This is a genomic window from Streptomyces sp. NPDC003077 (assembly GCF_040611095.1).
GTDB lineage: Bacteria > Actinomycetota > Actinomycetes > Streptomycetales > Streptomycetaceae > Streptomyces.
Genome location: NZ_JBEXNM010000005.1, coordinates 159,524 through 176,732, shown reverse-complemented (window position 1 = coordinate 176,732; position 17,209 = coordinate 159,524). Strand labels below are relative to the sequence as shown.

The window sequence follows — 17,209 nt, the reverse complement described above, 5'->3', positions numbered from 1 at the left end:
GACGGCCGACGACTGTGGCGTCCTGTGGATACGGACGAGAACGGCAACCGGAGGATCGCGTGCCGGAGGGACGGGTGGGCGGAGGCGGGACGGGAACGGGCGGCCGGTGGATCGCACGCACGGAGACGACGGCATGAGACGACGGGACGACGAGACGAGACGGGGTGGCCGGCGGAGCACACGGACGGAGATCGAACGAGGCCGCGAGGGGCCTCGCGGAGTCGGAAGGGAGTCAACGGATGGAGAAGGGAACAGGTGGTCGGACGACACCCTTCCGTGCCCTCCCGTGCCCTGTCTCCGGGGGGCACATGCATGGACAATACGGCCATGAGCCAGCAGGGGCAGCGACCCGGCCAGTCCGGTCACGAGGACGACTGGTGGCGGCAGTTGTACGGGAACGACAGTGGCGGCACCTGGGACACCGGGCCCGCCCCCTCGGCGGAGTCGTTCGACGACAGGGTGGACTCCGCCTTCCGAGCGGTCCGCCCACGCGCCGTACCACCCCAGCCACCACCACCGGACGGGCTGGGCCAGGCCGCCCTACCACCACTTCCGAGGCGGCCCCGGCCGGCCGGGGCGTCACCACCGGGCGGGTCCCGGCCGCCTGTCGTCCCTCCGCCATCAGACGGCCCCCGGCCGCCTGACGTCTCCCCGTCACCGGACGAATCCCGGCCGCCTGTCGTCCCCCCATCACGGGACGGGTCTCGGCCGCCCGCCGTCCCCCCGCCGCCCCCACCCGAACAGGCGAAACGATTGGGCCCGTCTGTCACCCCGCCACCCCAGGTCCCGCCCGAAGGACGCGGCCTTCGGACACCGCCCGAGCCGGACGCCCCAGGCCCGCCGGTCGCCTTCGACCGGCCGGAGGACTCACCGTCCGAGCCGGTTGCCTTCGACCCGCCCGAGGGCTCGCCGTCCAAGCCGGATGACGTCCTCGCGCCCGAGGGATCGCCGTCCGAGCCGAATGGCTTCCTCCCACCTGAGGATTCGCCGTCCAAGTCGGACGACTCGCGGTCGGAGCCGGATGACTTCGTCCCGCCGGACGCATCCGCCGACGTCCCCGCCGCCCCACCCGATCGGCCCTCCACCGCCCCCTCACTTCCCACGCTCTCCCTCCGGCGACCCCCGAGGCCCCGGCCCGCGAAGGCCCGGCCCGCCAAGCCCCGGCCTCCGGACACCGAACCCGACAGCGGACCACAGATCCCGCATCGCACCCCGAACCGCGTCCCCCCACCGCGCCCCCAGCGCACAGGACTCCCGGACCTCGATTCCCCCATCCCCAGCGGCACTTCCCCCGACGGCCCCGCCCCGGCACCGGCCCAGACTCCCCGGCACCCGCTCCCGGACCCAGTCCCCGAACCCCCGGGCACCGCCGCCCGGGACACATCGAACGCGCCAGACGCACCAGACGCACTGGATGCACAGGACGCGCCGGACACCCCAGACCTCTCAGACCCCAGCGCCTCACCGAACCCCCCACTGGACTCCCCGCCACGCGACACGCTCGTGGACGCGGATTCCGCCCCACCGCCGCCCGACCCCCTCGCCTCCGAGGTCATCGGGCTCCCCGTCGCCGACCTGACCGCGTTGGACGACCTCATTCCCGACACGGAAATCGACGGGCTCCATTACGGCGCCCTCACCCTCCGCGTCGCCTCCCTGCGCGGCGACGCGGCCCGGCACCGGGCGGAACCCCGTCGGGACGCGTTGCTCACCGCGAGGTTCGGCACGGGGAGGCAGGCCCTCGTCCTGGTCGCCATGGCCAGCTGCGTCGTCGGCAGTGGTGACGCCCACCGTGCCGCCCATGACGCCTGCGTCTGGATGGCCCGCGCCGTCGGGCGCAGTTACGCCCGGCTGGCCGAGGACGTCCGTACGGGTGACCGCTGGGCGCTGAAGTCGGGGCTCCACCGGCTCACCGACCGGGGCTACGGCGGGCTGCGCGCCCGCGTGGCCGCATCGGAGGCGAACGCCGCCTCAGCGACGACCGACCCGCGATACCCGTCCCCGGACGGCGTGGCGTGCCGGGGCATGGCGCTGCGCTGCCTGTTGCTCCCGGTCGACCCCGACTGCCGGACCCGTGTCTTCTTCGGCATCGGCGCCGGCGGCCTCTACCGGCTGAGGGACGGCCACTGGCAGGACCTCGAACCCGCCCCGCCGTCACCGGAGCCACCGATGGACGCCCCGGCCGTCGGCGGCGGCACCGCCCGGCCGTACGGGACCGGTGCCACCAGGTCGTACCGGACGGGCACCGTCAGGCCGTACGGAATCGACACTGCCAGGTCGTACGAAACCGACACTCCCGGTCCGGCCGAGACCGGTTCCGCGCGGTCTGGCGGGATCGGTGCGTCGTCGGGCGGGATCGGTGCGCCGCCGTATGGAACCGGCGCTGCCAGGTCGTACGAAACCGACACGCCCGGTCCGGATGCGGCCGGTTCCGCACAGCCAGGCGGAATCAGTGCGCCGCCATACGGAACCGGCACTGGCAGGCCGTACGAAACCGACACTCCCGGGCCGGCCGAGGCCGGTTCCGCACAGCCCGGCGGTTTCGGCACGTCGTCGGGCGGGATCGGTGCGCCGTCGTACGGAACCGGCACGTTTGAGCCACACGGCGCCGTCATTCCGGACCTCACCTCCGCGCGTCACCCCACCGAGGACACCGACCCCCGTCCCACCGAAGGCACCGCCCCCCGCACCACCTCGGACGCCGACCGCCGTCCCCCGCTCGCCGATCCGGCCCCGCAGCCTGACCCGTTCCTCTTCCGGGCCTCCGTGGCCCGTCCCGGGGACACGCTGTTGCTGTGCAGCGCGGGGCTCGCCGAGCCGCTGCGCGAGGACCCGGTGTTCGCCGACCGCTTGGCCGTCAGGTGGGCCGCCAAGGAGCCGCCGGATTTCGCGGAGTTCCTCGCCGACGTGGCACAGAAGGCCGATGGCCACGCCAAGGACCGTACGGCCGCGGCGGTGTGGGACACCTGACCCGCGCACACCGATGACGCCACCACGCGCCCCGCCCGGTCGCCGAGCCGTCGGGGCACTTGGCCATGCTTCGCCACGCTCGATTGCGCCGTTGAATTCCGAGCGGTTTCGCGCTTCGGCGGACGCGGTCGTTCCCGGCGGGCGTATGGGCCGAATGCCGGAGACGGTCGGGGCCAATTTGCGCAACATTCCCCGTATTCGGGGGAACTTGGGGAACCGTTGGCGAGCATCAGGTGGGCGAGGCCGGGTGGGACCGTCGCCGCCGCGTCCCGCGAATGCCCTGACGGCGGCGTGGGCGCAGGCCACCCTCCGGTTGTGCGGGTCCGGGGCAGCCCCGTGAGCGCGCCGTGCGGACCGGAAGAGCCAAGCATGGTGGCGGACCCGATGGGAAAGCATGTTCGTGAAGCTGTATGAGGGAGAGGGACGTAGAGCGTACGGGGCGGGGAAGATGAAGCGTCAGTCTGCGCGGCGCGAGGAAAAGCACGAGCGGAGCGGCGGACGTGAGGATGTCCGGGCCGGTGCGCGGCGATCGGGGGTACTGGAGCGCAAATTACGGCACGCGGACTTGACGGCGGTCGCGGAGATACGCAGCGAACTGCGCAACCTCTTGCGCAGTTGGGGGGATTCGGGGCGGTCGGACATCGCCGAACTGCTCACCAGCGAACTCGTCACCAACGCCCTCGTGCACACCAACGGGGGCGCGATCGTGACGGCCAAGGTCACCGACCGGCTGCGCGTCGAAGTGCGCGACTTCGTCTCCCGGCGCCCGAAGATGCGCCCCCCGTCCTCGGACGGCACGTCGGGAAGGGGCCTGATGCTGGTGCACTCCCTCGCGGACGCGTGGGGGGTGCGCTCCCACGGGGTGGGCAAGTGCGTCTGGTTCGAACTGGGCCGGGGAGCGGCCTGACGGGGCGGTGCCTGCCGTCGACGGTGCCTGCCGTCGACGGTGGCCGGTCGTAGCGCCGGTTGACGTGCGGTCGCGCCGGTCGACCCGCACTGAAGAGGGCCGGCGCGGTGACGCCGGCCCTCGTGGACCTTCCCTTCCGCGACCCCTCAGCCGAAGCGTCGCTCGATCGCGGCGAGCTTCTCCTCCAAGGAGTCCAGGCGGGGCAGCGCCTGGGCGTCGTCCTCGGCGGTGAGGTCCACGGTCCGCTGATGCGGGCCGCCCGGTGATTCGGGTTCGCTGCCCAGAACGGCCCGCAGCGTCGGGCGCGGCCGGAGCGGCGGCCGTCCGGGGGAGGAGGACAACGGCTCGGCCTCCGGCCCGGTCCCGGCCTCCGCCCCACGGGCCGCTTCCGTGCCCGACGCGGCCGAGGGAGCGGACGAGGACGAAGCGACCGGGACGGAGCCCTCGAACGCGTCGACGGGCCCCGACGAGCCCGCCGACAGGGACGTGGACTCCACAGGGAGGACCGGCCCCGCGGCCGGCAGCGGTTCCGGCGCCGCGTCGGCGGCGAGGGCGGGCTCGGCGCTCCCCGCGTGCGCCGGCGGCGCTCCCCGTGTCACCTCCGCGCGCCGGGTTCCGGGACCGGGCCGCCACAAGCGGTGCTGCCGGGCCAGGGCCTTCAGGCGTGCCCGTTCCAGGCGGTCCCGCTCGCGCCGGCGGTGGCGGTCGCGGTCCTTCAGGCGGCGGTCCTCCCGTACCTCCTCGACCGCCTCCTCCAGCGTCCGTACGCCCTCCAGCAGCATCAGCGACCAGGCGCCGTACGTCTCCCGTGGGGCGCGCATCCAGCGGACGACCCGGATCTGCGGCAGCGGCCGGGGGACGAGGCCCTGTTCGCGCAGCGCGGCCCGGCGGGTCTGCTTGAGCGCCCGGTCGAAGAGGACGGCGGCGGACAGCGACATGCCCGCGAAGAACTGTGGGGCCCCGACGTGTTCCGTGCCGCGCGGCGCGTGCACCCAGTTGAACCAGGCGGCGGCCCCGGCGAACGTCCACACCAGCAGGCGCGAGCCGAGCGCCGCGTCACCGTGGCTGGCCTCCCGCACGGCCAGCACCGAGCAGAACATCGCCGCACCGTCGAGCCCGAACGGCACCAGGTACTCCCAGCCCCCGGAGAGGTCGAGGTTGGTCACGCCGAAGCCGACCAGGCCGTGGAAGGAGAGCGCGGCGGCGACGGCCGCACAGCAGAAGAGCAGCAGGTACGAGGCGCTGCCGTAGACGGCTTCCTTGCGCCGGCGGCGTTCCTCCTCGCGATCGGGGGCGTCGTCACCGACGGCGGCGGCCGTCGTCCTCTTGCCGTACACGATCACCGCCACGGCCGCGAGCACGCCGATGCCCAGCAGCGCCAGCGGAATCAGCCAATGCAGCGGTATATCGGTCGTTTTCATCCGGGAACCCCTCCTGCCGAGGTATGCGTTTCCGCGCCATGCTGGCGGAAAGCGATCGCTCCGCTGAGGGTTTCCGGCCAAGAGAACGCCAAGGGGTGCAAAGACCGAGGCAGACGTGTACAGCTCTTCGAACCACCGGCCGGGCGCACTGACGTACGTGCGAAACGTTGCCCGCTCGGGAAGGGGCGGGCAGGGCCGCGCGACGGGGGGAACTCGGCCCGGCCACAGTGAGCCGCGCGATGCCGGGGAGCGCGGGCCCCGTGTGGGCGCCCGCGCGACGAGTGAGGAGGCGACGCGTGAGGAGGCTCAGCCCCCCGCGGTCAGCCGCGCGACGCGCTCCGTGTCGCAGGTGCGCGGGCAGGTGACGCAGGTGTCCTCGGGGCGCAGCGTGTAGTACATGCAGCAGCTCGCGCGGTCGCGGGTGGTCAGCGCCTCGCCCTTCGGGCCGGTCAGTTCGCGGAACGCGGCGCCCTTGAGGTACGGGGCGGTGTCGCCGGGGAGCAGCCGCGCGAGTTCGGCCATGGCGCGGGATTCCTCGCCCAGCAGGTGGCCCACGTACCACAGGCCCTCGACGATCTCGTCCGTCGCAGTGCCCCACAGGGCGCGCGGGCCGCGCCGCAGCCGGGAGCGGAAGCCCTCCAGAAGGGGCCCCAGGTGCTCGGCCACCGCCTCGCGCACCGCGGCGCGCAGCGTCTCCTCGTCCGCCACCACGCGGGCGCCGGGCAGCCCCGCGGCCGGGTCGCCGGGCAGGCACGCGAAGGAGCGGACGCGGACGGCCATCCGGCCCGCCGCGCGGTCGAAGTACACGTCCTCGACCGACAGTCGCGGCACCCGGCGGTGCAGGAACCAGGGGATGGTGATCAGCAGGCAGGCGGGCCAGGCGTAGCGGTGGAGTCCGAAGGTGGCGACGACGTCGGGGCGGGCCCGCTGCCCGTACCGGGCGAAGGCGTCCGCGTCGTCCTGCGCGAGGAACGCGTCCAGCGCGGCGCCGCCGGCCGCCAGCTCGGCCGCGCCCACCCACTCCGGGCCGGTCGGCGGCGTCGTCTCCCACTCGCTCACCCGCAGGCCGGGGAACACCTCGGTCAGCCGGGCGTAGGCGCCGGTGAAGGGGCGCAGGAGCAGGGGAGTGTCGAGGACAGCGGACATGGCGGAGCACCACCGAATCGGATCGTTGGCAGGTAAGCCTTACCTTACCCGGAAGCTGGAGCCGGTGCCATTGAGGTTTGAACTGTCGCGGGAGGCGCTTATCGTGCACAGGGACGTCAGGAGGAACCGGATGGAACAGGGCAGCGCGGGAAGAGCGCCCATGGCGCGCGCGTGCGTGTCCGCGCGGGGCACTACGCACCCGGTGCCGGACGAGCCCGTCGTCCACGAACACGCGACCGTGGGCCAGGCCCTCCTGCGAGGTGGCGTCCGGGAGGGCGCCGCCACCCGCGCGTCCGGCCAGACGGCCGTAACGCCCCGCCCCGTGCCCCTCGACAAGCGCCCGCGCCGCCACTCCGTCCGCGGCCAGGTCCTCTCCGCGCTGCGGGACGCCCTGGTCGCCGGCGACCTGATTCCCGGAGAGGTGTACTCGGCGCCCGCGCTCGCCGAGCGGTTCGGCGTCTCGCCCACCCCCGTACGGGAGGCGATGCAGCAGCTCGCGGGGGAGGGCGCCGTCGAGGTGGTGCCCAACCGGGGCTTCCGGGTGGCCCAGCGCAGCCCCCGCGACCTCGCGGAACTTGCCGAAGTACGCGCCATGCTCGAAATTCCCGCGGTACTGCGGCTGGCCTGCGCGCTGCCCCCCGAGCGCTGGGAGGAACTGCGCCCCCTCGCCGCGGCGACGGTGGCCGCCGCCGCGCACGGCGACTGCGTCGGCTACGCCGAGGCGGACCGGGCGTTCCACCACGCGCTCATCGCCCTGACCGGCAACCGCCAACTCCTCCTCGTCACCGACGACCTGCACCGGCGCACCCACTGGCCCCTCGGCGGCGGCCCCACGGTCCGCACCGCCGCCCTGCTCGCCGACGCCTCCGAACACGCCGCCCTGCTCGACGCCCTCATCGCCCAGGAACACGCGGTCGCCGAACGCATCGCCCGCGAGCACCTCTCCCCGGCCCGCCGGGCGGCGTCGCACTGAGAGGGACGGGGGAGGGGCCCGTCCACGGGGCTGTTGCCTCCGCCGGGCGGCGCCGCACTGAGAGGGACGCGAGAGGAGCCCGTCCACCGGACCGTTGCCCCCACCGGGCGGCGTCGCGCCGGGCGTCCGCCGTGCCGGTCCCTTTCCGTTGCCGCGCGGCGTCGTACTGAGGGGAACCTCGTCGCCCCGCCGCGCGGCGGAGCGCTGGGCGCCCACCTCGCCGATCCCCTTCCGTTTCCGCACGGTGTCGCGCGGTGTCGCCCGGAGAAGGGGCGCGCACTGTCCCGTTGCCCCTCCTGTGTGACGTACTGCTGAGGAGAGCGCCTACATGGCCTCGCGTCCCACCCGTCGTTATCCGTCACGCCACGGAGGGATCGCCGGGGTGTCGGTCGGGCCTTTGGGGCGGGAGAGAGGGGTGGCGGTGGTGTGGAGGAGTACAGGAGAGGCCGGTAGTTGCGCGGGGGAACAGGGGGAAGTGCGGAGATATGGCCGGTTGTGTGTATTGACGTCCGGGTGGGCGGGCCCGCCGCGCTCGGCGGCCCCGCCCTCCCCCGCTCCGGGTGACGGGTCGGCGCTCAGACCACGTCCGGCAGCAGACGCTCCAAGGGGAGCGCCGCCACGTCCGCGGCGGGCCGGGAGAGGTACAGGTCGGCGTGGTAGAAGCCGTCCGTCTCGGTGCCTTCGACGTCCACGCCGTGCGCGGCCAGCGCGCCGAACGCGGCCTGCCGCTCGCCCGCGTCGGCGAACCGCCGCTGCCGGAAGGTGCGCGCGGTGATCTTCTCCGTCTGGAGGCCCGCCTTGGTGAGGAGTGCGGTGACCGGCTCGTAGGACACCGTGCGCAGGACGAAGGCGGCGACCCACGGCGGGGACGGCATGCAGCCGAGCAGCCGGTCGAAGGTCAGCTCGGAGATGTAGCCGACGCCGCCGGTGACGGTGATCAGGTCGGTGTCCCGCACGGTGCGCCGCAGCCCGCCGGTGGGCTCGTCGACCTCCAGGTTCTCCGCGAACCCGGCCTCCAGCAGGCCGACCTCGCGCGCGTACTCCACCGCGCGGTGTGCCGCGTCCAGCCCGACCATCCGCACGGCGTGCTCGCGTCGCCGGCCGGCGTAGAACCCCCGGTCGGAGTCGGCGAGTTGGCGGGGCCCCAGGCCGTTGGCGTTGGGGATCGGGGCCGGGCGGGACGAGCCGGACGAGCCGGACGAGACGGAGGGGGCGGATGCCGGGGCCGGGCCGGACGTGGCGGTGGAGCCGGGCTCCGGGGCCGCCCCGTCCGGGGCGGACGGGGGAGCGTACCGGGCGTAGAGGTCGGTGAGGTCGAGGCGGTGGTTCAGCAGGGCGGCGTTGACCCCGTAGGAGCAGCACAGGTCCAGCACCTTCAAGGGGGCGCGGTCCGGGCGCAGCCCGCGCAGCGCGTCCGCCAGGGTGCGGAAGACGGCCTGGCCGTGGTGCGGTATCTGGTAGTCCAGCGGTTGCAAGGTGGTGAAGTACTGCCGGGGGTCGGGGCAGTTGTAGATGGCTTCGAAATCCGCTTTGCCCCAGTCCGAACCGGCCGTTGTGTGAGTAGTCCCCGTTGCCAAGGTGACCTCCTGAGTGGCGCTGCCATGGATGGGTGTCGGCTGGTGCCGGTCAAGCATCCTTGGCAGCGTCACGGGCGGACAGTCCGACTTGTGGCCATTTTTGTGACGGCGGTCGGTTGTCGGGGTGGTTTCCGGCCGGTTTCGGGGAGGTGCACGGGCAGACCGGGAGAGGTTCCCGGACGGGCTCCGGGCGGGTCCCGAGGGGGTCCCGGGCGGGGCCCGGGCGGGGACGGCCGCCCGGTTCGCCCTCGGTGAGCGGGAGGCGGGGCCCTATGGGGCCGTGGGGGCGGTGGTGAGGTGGTCGGCGAGCCAGGTGGGGACGCCGCCCATCAGGCGGAACAGGCGGGCGGCCTCCACGCGCAGCCGCTCGGCCTCCGGCTCGGGAGCGGCGTCCGCCAGCGCCGCCAGCGCCGGCGCCGTACCGATGAGGAAGCCCAGCTCCTCCCGGATGCGCAGGGACTCGGCGAAGCCGTGCCGCGCCTCGGCCACCTCCCCGTCCCGCAGCGCCAGTCCCGCCAAGTGCCGCCAGGTGAAGGACAGCAGCAGCTCCTGGCCGTGCGCGGTGGCGCCCGCGTGCGCGCGGCGGTACGCGGCCCGCGCCGCCTGCGGACTGTCGGCCAGGTGCTCGGCCACCAGCCCGCGCCGGAAGTCCAGCAACGCACGCCCGGAGGAGGTCGGGGCCAGCAGCGCCGCCGCGCGCCCGAGGGCGGACCGTGCCTCGTCCGCCCGGTCGCGCACGCCCAACACCGTGGCGGCGTACGCGAGATAGCCCCGCTCGCAGGCCGCCGCGCCGCGCTCCTCGTCGTCGGCGGCCAGCGCCTCGGCGGTGCGCAGGGCGTCCTCGGCGGCGGCCCACCCGGTGGCGGTGAACATGCAGCGCTCCACCAAAAGGGCGGCCCGCCGCAGGGCGGCGGGCGCGTGGTGGGCGGCGTGCGGCTCCAGAAGGGCCGCCGCGTCGTCCCAGCACCCCCGGGAGCGCAGCCGCCACACGGCACCCTCCAGCGCTTCCCGTGCCGCCTCCGAACCGGTCCCCGGCGCCCCCGACACCGCCGCCCCCTTCACCGAAGCCTCGACGGCCGGCGCACCGGCCGGTGTTCCGATGGACGTCCCGATTGATGACCCGGTCGACGTCCTTGTCGACGTCCCGGTCGTTCCCGTCGTCCCTGCCGATGTCCCCGTCGACGTCTCGATTGGCGTTCCGATCGACGTTCCGGTCGATGTCCCGATGGGGGTTCCGGTCGATGCCCCCACCGAGGTCTCCGCCGACGTCCCTGCCGAAGCCTTCACCGGCCGTGCAAATCGCGCAGAACCTGACATGGCGGTATCCGCCACATTGCCCTCCCAAGCGCGCCTTTGAGCTGGAACTGGATGCCGTGGGCGAATCTCAGCACGAATTCCGATGCGGGGCCAAGGGGGCGGGTGAATGATTTCACAAACCTCCGTGAGTGCCATCGGGCGGGAAATGGGCCCTTCCTCAGGGGCCTGCCAGGTCACCGCACCCAGTAAGGAGAGGCGAACGACCGCTCAGGGCACACGTGAACGCCGCCCGATCGAGGGACTTGGTGGAGACGTGAGCCGGGTGAACGGCGTACACAACCGGACCGGGTTCCTCCGTCCGGCTCAGCGCCCCACAGGGTCGTGGTGGGCGGCGTCCCCCGGGGACAGCAGCGCCAGATGGCCGCCCTCGTCGAGCGGGGAGGGCATCCGCACCACGGTGACGAGTTCGGCCCGGTCCGCGTCGAAGACGTACACCTCGCCGTGCCCGCCCCGCGACACGGCCACCAGCGACGCCCCGGGCGAGGCGGCGACGGCCCGGCGCTGCACCCCGTCCCACGGCGTACCGCCGCGCCGCGGCGCTCCGCGCATCGCGGGCAGGGGCAGCCGGGCGGTGGTCCGGGGGTGGTCGGAGCGGGACGGGGTGGGGGTGGCCCGGTTGGCTGAGGGGGTGGGCGCGGGCGGGGCCGGGTCGGTGGAGGCGCCGTCCGTCCCGGCCGCGACGAGGATCAGTTCGTCCCCGTCGGGGTGCACCCGGGCGTAGGCGACGTGCCGGGCGGTCACCGCGAGGCGGAAGACGAGGCCGGGGCCCAGTTCGAGGCGGCCCGAGCGCGCGTCGTCCGGTGCGCGGTGCCGGCCGTCGCCGGTTTCCGGCCCGTCGGCCTTCTGGGCGCGGACCTCCGGCGCGCCGACTTCCGGTCCGCCGGATTCCGCGTCGAGCCGGTGCCACCAGGCGTCGTTGGTCCACTCCGGCCAGCGCTCCGGTTCGTCGGGGCCGCCGCGCACGCAGGACCAGAGGGTGCGGCGCACCGGGTCGAGCCGCAGGTAGTACCCGCGTCCGCCCGCGCGTCCCCCCACCGACCAGGACAGCGGCGGCTCGGCGACCAACGCGCCGCCCCAGGCGCGGCGCGCCCGGTGCACCCCGGAACCGGCGGCGGCGAACAGCCGTCCCGCGCGCGGGTCGTAGGCGTCCCCGTGCCCGTCGTCATCCGGGAGGGGGAGGTGGGCCACCGGCTCGGCAGGAGGGCAGGACGGGGCGGCGGCCATCAGGTCGTGGTGGCGGTAGGCGGTGAGCGCGCCGGGCTCGCGGTGCCGCAGGACGACGAGGGGTCCGTGGTCGTGCGGGTTCCGGCCGGCCGTCCTGGGTTCGGTGTCCGTTTCCGCGCGCGCGGGCGGACGCGTGGCGTTGCCCATGGGCGGGCCGAGGACGGTGACGCCCGGCTCGCCCGTCCGGGTGCGCACGCGGACGGCGTCGGGGCCACCTGGGGCCGCGAGGTCGATCGCCGTCAACTGATCACTCCACGCCGACCAGTTGCGGCCCAGCCCGGTCGTGACGGCGAGGTGCCTGCCGGTGGGGTCGGCGGCGAGGTGTTCGGCGGGCACCGCCACCGGCACCCGGGCCTCGACGAACGGGCGGCCGGCCTCGGGCCCGTACACGTCCAGCACCAGCAACTCACCGGCCCGGTCGTCGACGAAGGTGGCGCGGGAGCCGGGCAGCGCGAGGAAACCGGCGTGCTCGGCGAGGTGGCGGCCTTCCAGCCGGGCGACGGGTGAGCCGTCCGGCAGGTCCACCGCGTGGAGGAAGCCGGCTACGTGGTCGGCGACGAGCAGGCGTGGGGGAAGGGGCGCGGTCACAGGGCCTCCAGAGAGGGGCGGGAAGTTGTTACGGGTCGGAGCGGGGAACGGCGCCGGGTTCCCGGGCGGGAGTGACGGGGCTCTCGGGAGCCGTCGAACATCAGGACTTGATTCGACAATGATTATCATGACTGAATGTTCGAGTCGGCCCCTGGCCGGGTGCCGGTGGCAGTCGGTGCCCGGTGTCTCCGGGGTGCCCCATGCCGCTGGGGTGCTCGATGCCGCTGGTGGCTGGAACCACGCGACTGGTGGCCGGGAGCGCGCGACCGGTGTCCCGAACCGTGCGACTGGTGTCCGGAAGTGTGCAACCGGTGGCCGGAAGCGTGACCGGTGGCCGGAACCGCGCGATCGGTGGCCGGGAGCGTACGACCGGTGGCCGGAACCGCGCGACGCGCGTCTGAAAGGCGCCTGAAAGGCGCCTGAAAGCGCGGCATACGGCCAGTCGGATGGCAGTCAGGCGAGGGTCCGGAACGGCGCGGGAGACCGCAGGGCGGAAACGCCGTGTGCCAGGAAGTGCGGAGGTCTCCACGGGCTCGCGGAGGGCGCCACGGGCTCGCGGGGCGCCCGGGGCCGAAGACCGTACGAGGGCGCCAGGCGGCGTAACGCCCCCGCCCGCCCCGTACGCCGAACCGAAGACACCCAAGACACCCAAGACACCGAAGACACCCAAGAGATCGAAGAGATCGAAGAGATCGTTGAGAGGAACCGAGAAACAGTCATGTCGCGCAAAGTGACAGCAGTGCCGCGCCGTTGGCGCCGTTGGGTCGCGCTCGCGGCCGTGGGTGCCGTGCTGGCGGGATGCGGCACGGCCGCGCGCCCCGCCGACGAGGGGGAGGGGGCCGGCGGCCCCCGCGTGTCCACGGAGGTCCGGCCCATCGAGGCCGCACGGCGGATCACCGACGTCCGAGGGGTGTCCGTGGCGCCGGAACGGCCGCCCCGTCGCGTCGTCTGTCTGGTCGCCCTCTGCGACGACATGCTCGTGGAGCTGGGAATGGCGCCGGTGGCCAGCAATTCGCGGCTGCTGACGCACCCGAAGTTCCTCGGCGCCGAGCGGGGCGGCGAGGTCGCCGTGCTGCCGGGGGGCTTCCTGAGCCCCGAGCCGGAGGCGATCCTGTCGCACCGGCCGGACCTCGTCATCGGCCTCCAGGACACGCACGGCAAGCTCGCCCCCGCGCTGAAGGGCGCCACGACCTTCTGGGCGGTGCAGCCCGCCACCTGGGAGGACAGCGTCCGTTACCTGCGCGATCTGGCGGCGCTGACCGGTCGCACGCAGCAGGCGGAGGCGGCGGAGAAGCGGTTCCGGGAGAAGCTCGCGCGGGCGCGGGAGCGGCGCACGGACAAGACCGCGCTGGTGATCTTCGGTAGTGACGAGAACTTCGGCGTGGCGACGCCCAAGAGCGACGTGGCCGCCGGCCTCTTCCCGGGGATCTCCCGCTATCCGTGGCAGGGCCGGGGCGTCGAGGGCAGTTACAGCCTGGAGGAGATCCTCGCCCGGAACGTGGACGTGCTGTTCGTCGAATCGCTCTCCTTCAAGGGCGCGCCCGCCGGCAAGCTCTCCGACAAGCTCGCCCGGAACCCCCTGTGGGCTCGTATCCCCGCCGTCAAGAACGGCAAGGTCGTCGAGGTGGACTCCGAGGTGTGGGCCAAGGGGCGCGGTACCCGGTCGCTCGGCCTGGTCCTCGACGAGGCGATGGCCGCGCTGCGGTGAGGATCCGGCCGAAGGGGGCTGCCGCGGTAAGGCAACTGGTCGCGGCAGCCGTCATGTTGGTGGTGGCGCTGTTCTGCGCCCTCTCCCTGGGGACGCCGTTCGTGGCGCCGCACCGGCTGCTCGACGGGCTCGCCGGGGGGACGGCGGGCGGCGGTGACGGGGAGCTGACGGCGGTGATCGTCGGCGAACTGCGGCTGCCGCGGGCCGTGCTCGGGCTGGTGGCGGGCGCCTGCCTGGGGGCGGCCGGGCTCGTCCTCCAGGAGGCGCTGCGCAATCCGTTGGCCGTCCCGGAGATGCTCGGTGTCTCCTCGGGCGCCGCGCTGGGGGTGGCCGCGCCGCTGGTGCTGGCCTGGGCGGTGCCCGCCGTGGTGGCGCCGCTGCTCGCGCTGGCGGGCGCGGCGCTCGGCGGCGTCCTGACGTTGCTGGCGGCCGGGTTCGGGCGCAGCCCGTCGGCGGTGCTGCTGACGGGGGCGGCGGTGGCGGCGGCGTTGCAGGCGGGGCTGCTGGTGCTCATGGTGCTCGCCGATCAGCTTGACCTCCAGCTCATCTACCGCTATCTGCTGGGCAGCCTGTCCGCCCGTACCTGGGACGACGTGACGGGCCTGTGGCCGTGGCTGGTCGTGGCGGTGCCCGCGCTGGTGCTGTGCGCGCCGGTGCTCGGGGTGCTGCGGCTCGGTGACGACGACGCGCGGGCGCTGGGCGTACGGGTGCGGCGGGCCAGGCTCGCGGCGCTGGCCATCGTCGTGGTCCTGATCGCGCCGGTGGTCGCGGTGTGCGGGCCGGTCGCATGGGTCGGCTTCCTCGCGCCGCACCTGGCGCGCCGGTTGCGGCCCGGCGCCGAGGCGGCGCGGCTGCTGCCGTGGGCGTCGTTGTGGGGCGGTCTCGCGGTCCTGTGCGCCGACCAGCCGGCCCGCCTCGCGCTGGCGCCGGTCGAGACGCCGGTCGGCGCGTGGACGGCGCTGCTGGGCGTGCCGGCGGGGGTGCTGTTGTGGCGCGTGGGGCGCGGAACGTCCAAGGGGAGGGAGAGGGCGGCAGATGGGCGCTCGGCTGATGAGCGGTAGGGCCGTGCGGGAGCGGGAGCCCGTGCGAGGGCGGCTGCGGGCGCCCGTCGTGGCGCGCGGACGGGGGCGGGGGCGACAGCTCGGCCCCGGTGCGCGGCTGGGGTTGCTGCTCGTGTTGGTGGCGGTGGTCGGGTGCGCGGCTCTGGTGGCCGGGCGGGCGCCGTCGCCCTCGGGGGTCTGGGAGGTGCTGACGGGCGGCGGCGACGCGGCGGCCCGGCACATCGTGCTGCAGCTGCGGCTCCCCCGCGCCCTGGTGGCCCTGGCCGCCGGTGCCTGCCTGGGGACGGCCGGGACGGTGCTGCAGTCCGCGCTGCGCAACCCGCTCGCCGGTCCCGAGGTCACCGGCGTCACACCCGGCGCCGTACTGGGCGCGGTCACCGCGACGGGGCTGGGCCTCGCGGGATGGGAGTCCCCGGCCGCCGTGGTCGCCGCCGCCTGCCTCGGCGGCTTCGCCGGGGCGGGGCTGCTGTGGCTGCTGGCCGGCCGCGACCAGAGCGACCCCGAACGGGTGGCCGTCCACGGGGTCCTCGTCTCCGGCGTCCTCGCCGGGCTGACGGCGATGGTGCTGCTGGTCGCGCCGGGGGAACTGGGCAGCGTGGTGCAGTGGCTCGTGGGGTCCACGGAGGGCCGGGTGTGGCAGCACTGGGCGCTGCTGTGGCCGTGGGCCGCGGTGTGGCTGGTCGCGGCGTGCGCGCTGGCCGGGCCGCTGACGTTGCTGCGGTGCGGCGACGACGAGGCCGCGGCGGCCGGACTGGCCACCGGCCGGGCGCGCGGCGCGGCCCTGGTGTGCGCGGTCGCGCTGACCGCGGGCGCGGTGTCGGCGGTGGGGGCGCTCGGTTTCGTCGGGCTGCTCGTGCCGCACCTGGCGTTCGCGGTGTTCGGCGCGGACCTGCGCGTCACGCTGCCCGGCGCCGCGCTGATCGGCGCGGTGGTGGTGTGCGGGGCCGACGCGGCGGCCCAGTTCCTCTCCCGCTTCCTGGCGTACGCCCTGGACGCCGACCGGCTGACCGTGCCGGTGGGCGCCCTCACGACGTGCGTGGGCGCGGCCCTGCTGCTGATCGTGGCCCGGCGGCAGGGGGCGGTGGCGGGGCGGGGGTGAGGTGCGGCGGTCGGAACGGACGGATGGCCCCCGGCCCGGGGCGGGTTGACGCCCGCCCCGGGCCGGGGTGCCGCGTGCTGGGCGGGCCCGCCGAGCGGTTCGGCGGGGCGACGGAGGACGGAGAGGAGCAGAGGTGAAGGGACTGGGTACGGGGTCGGGGGCACCACCGGGGGCCATGGACGCGGCACGGTCTTCGGACGCGGCGGAGCCGGAGGGCGCGGTGAAGCCGGAGGGCGTGGACGACGCGGTGAAGCCGGGCGACACGGTGACGCAGGGGGGCGCGGTGCCGCCGGGCGACACGGTGGAACGGAAAGCGGCGGTGGAGTCGGCGGACGCGGCGCAGGCTCCCCCAGGCGGCCCGCCGTCCGCGATCCGCTTCGACGGCGTGCGATTCGGTTATCCGGGGCGGGAAGTGCTGCGCGGGGTGGATCTGCGGGTGGCCGCGGGGGAGTGCGTGGCCCTGGTCGGGCTCAACGGCTGCGGCAAAAGCACCTTGCTGAGGCTGGCGGCGGGGCTGCTGCGCCCGTCAGGGGGCCGGGTGTCGCTGGACGGTGACGATCTCGCCCGCCTCTCGCGGCGGGCCGCCGCGCGCCGGGTGGCGCTGCTGCACCAAGCCTCGCCACCCGTACCCGGTATGACGGTGCGTCAGCTCGTCCGCCAGGGCCGGTACGCGACGCGCGGCCCGCTCGGGATGCTCAGGGAGGGCGACGACGCGGTCTGCGCGCGGGCGCTGGCGGACGCCGGCGTGACCGAGTGGGCCGACCGGCCGGTGGACGCGCTCTCGGGCGGCGAGCGGCAGCGCGTCCGGCTGGCGATGGCGCTGGCACAGGACACCCGCGTCCTGCTGCTGGACGAGCCCATCACCTACCTGGATCTGCGGCACCAACTCCAGGTCCTGCAAACCGTCGTGCGGCTGCGGGGGGAGCGCGCGCTGACCGTGGTGATGGTCCTGCACGACCTGGGGCACGCGGCCCGGTTCGCCGAACGGCTGGTGGCGTTGCGAGGTGGCCGGGTGGTCGCCGACGGGCCGCCGGCCGACGTGGTGACGCCGCGGTTGCTGGCCGACGTGCTGGGCGTGGTCGGGCGGGTGGGGCGCGATCCGGTGGGCGGGTGGCCGGTGTGCTACCCGGATCGTCCGCTGTCGGCCGAGGACGTCGCGCCGCGCTGACCGGAGGAGGCCGAGCCCGCGCTGATCGGAAGAGGTCGGGCCCGTACTGA

General features: G+C 74.8%; 13 protein-coding genes. 8 read left to right on the top strand and 5 right to left on the bottom strand.

Annotated elements, in window-relative coordinates:
- The first annotated feature begins 1,503 nt into the window (after positions 1 to 1,503).
- Both ABZX96_RS05850 and ABZX96_RS05845 read left to right on the top strand, forming a co-directional pair.
- A complete protein-coding gene (locus ABZX96_RS05850) occupies positions 1,504 to 2,970 on the top strand; it encodes a hypothetical protein (protein ID WP_355538442.1) in 1,467 nt (488 codons plus the stop codon).
- A gap of 448 nt (positions 2,971 to 3,418) precedes the next feature.
- The gene (locus tag ABZX96_RS05845) at positions 3,419 to 3,877 is read left to right on the top strand and encodes an ATP-binding protein (RefSeq protein WP_355538439.1); all 459 of its coding nucleotides are present in this window, start codon (positions 3,419 to 3,421) and stop codon (positions 3,875 to 3,877) included.
- Positions 3,878 to 4,023: 146 nt separating this feature from the next.
- On the opposite strand, the gene ABZX96_RS05840 is transcribed toward ABZX96_RS05845, so the two are convergent.
- Positions 4,024 to 5,298, bottom strand: a complete 1,275-nt coding sequence (locus ABZX96_RS05840; protein WP_355538436.1) for a DUF2637 domain-containing protein — start codon at positions 5,296 to 5,298, stop codon at positions 4,024 to 4,026.
- Positions 5,299 to 5,604: 306 nt separating this feature from the next.
- Positions 5,605 to 6,444: a (2Fe-2S)-binding protein gene (locus ABZX96_RS05835; RefSeq protein ID WP_355538433.1), complete on the bottom strand. Its 840-nt coding sequence runs from the start codon at positions 6,442 to 6,444 to the stop codon at positions 5,605 to 5,607.
- 130 nt (positions 6,445 to 6,574) lie between these two features.
- Between ABZX96_RS05835 and ABZX96_RS05830 the strand changes: the two genes are divergently transcribed.
- The gene (locus ABZX96_RS05830) at positions 6,575 to 7,417 is read left to right on the top strand and encodes a GntR family transcriptional regulator (protein ID WP_355538430.1); all 843 of its coding nucleotides are present in this window, start codon (positions 6,575 to 6,577) and stop codon (positions 7,415 to 7,417) included.
- 575 nt (positions 7,418 to 7,992) lie between these two features.
- On the opposite strand, the gene ABZX96_RS05825 is transcribed toward ABZX96_RS05830, so the two are convergent.
- Together ABZX96_RS05825 and ABZX96_RS05820 are read right to left on the bottom strand one after the other, a co-directional pair.
- Entirely contained in the window at positions 7,993 to 8,994 is a 1,002-nt protein-coding gene (locus ABZX96_RS05825) for a hypothetical protein (RefSeq protein WP_355538427.1), read from the bottom strand.
- Positions 8,995 to 9,264: 270 nt separating this feature from the next.
- Positions 9,265 to 10,041 carry a hypothetical protein gene (locus tag ABZX96_RS05820; RefSeq protein WP_355538424.1) on the bottom strand — a complete coding sequence of 259 codons (777 nt, stop codon included), beginning with the start codon at positions 10,039 to 10,041 and terminating at the stop codon, positions 9,265 to 9,267.
- A 52-nt stretch (positions 10,042 to 10,093) separates the two neighbouring features.
- Between ABZX96_RS05820 and ABZX96_RS05815 the strand changes: the two genes are divergently transcribed.
- Positions 10,094 to 10,351: a hypothetical protein gene (locus ABZX96_RS05815; RefSeq protein ID WP_355538421.1), complete on the top strand. Its 258-nt coding sequence runs from the start codon at positions 10,094 to 10,096 to the stop codon at positions 10,349 to 10,351.
- A 263-nt stretch (positions 10,352 to 10,614) separates the two neighbouring features.
- On the opposite strand, the gene ABZX96_RS05810 is transcribed toward ABZX96_RS05815, so the two are convergent.
- A complete protein-coding gene (locus tag ABZX96_RS05810) occupies positions 10,615 to 12,123 on the bottom strand; it encodes a hypothetical protein (protein WP_355538418.1) in 1,509 nt (502 codons plus the stop codon).
- A gap of 739 nt (positions 12,124 to 12,862) precedes the next feature.
- On the opposite strand from ABZX96_RS05810, the gene ABZX96_RS05805 reads away from it, so the two are divergent.
- The 4 genes from ABZX96_RS05805 (at position 12,863) to ABZX96_RS05790 (ending at position 17,159) form a co-directional block, all read left to right on the top strand.
- Positions 12,863 to 13,831, top strand: coding sequence for an ABC transporter substrate-binding protein (locus tag ABZX96_RS05805; RefSeq protein WP_355538648.1), 969 nt, complete (start codon positions 12,863 to 12,865; stop codon positions 13,829 to 13,831).
- 53 nt (positions 13,832 to 13,884) lie between these two features.
- Positions 13,885 to 14,892: an iron ABC transporter permease gene (locus ABZX96_RS05800; RefSeq protein WP_355538645.1), complete on the top strand. Its 1,008-nt coding sequence runs from the start codon at positions 13,885 to 13,887 to the stop codon at positions 14,890 to 14,892.
- Positions 14,867 to 15,991, top strand: coding sequence for an iron ABC transporter permease (locus ABZX96_RS05795; protein WP_355538415.1), 1,125 nt, complete (start codon positions 14,867 to 14,869; stop codon positions 15,989 to 15,991). Before ABZX96_RS05800 ends, ABZX96_RS05795 begins: the two co-directional genes overlap by 26 nt.
- Positions 15,992 to 16,166: 175 nt before the next feature.
- On the top strand, positions 16,167 to 17,159 hold the full coding sequence (locus ABZX96_RS05790; protein WP_355538412.1) for an ABC transporter ATP-binding protein: 993 nt from the start codon (positions 16,167 to 16,169) through the stop codon (positions 17,157 to 17,159).
- The last annotated feature ends 50 nt before the right edge of the window (positions 17,160 to 17,209 follow it).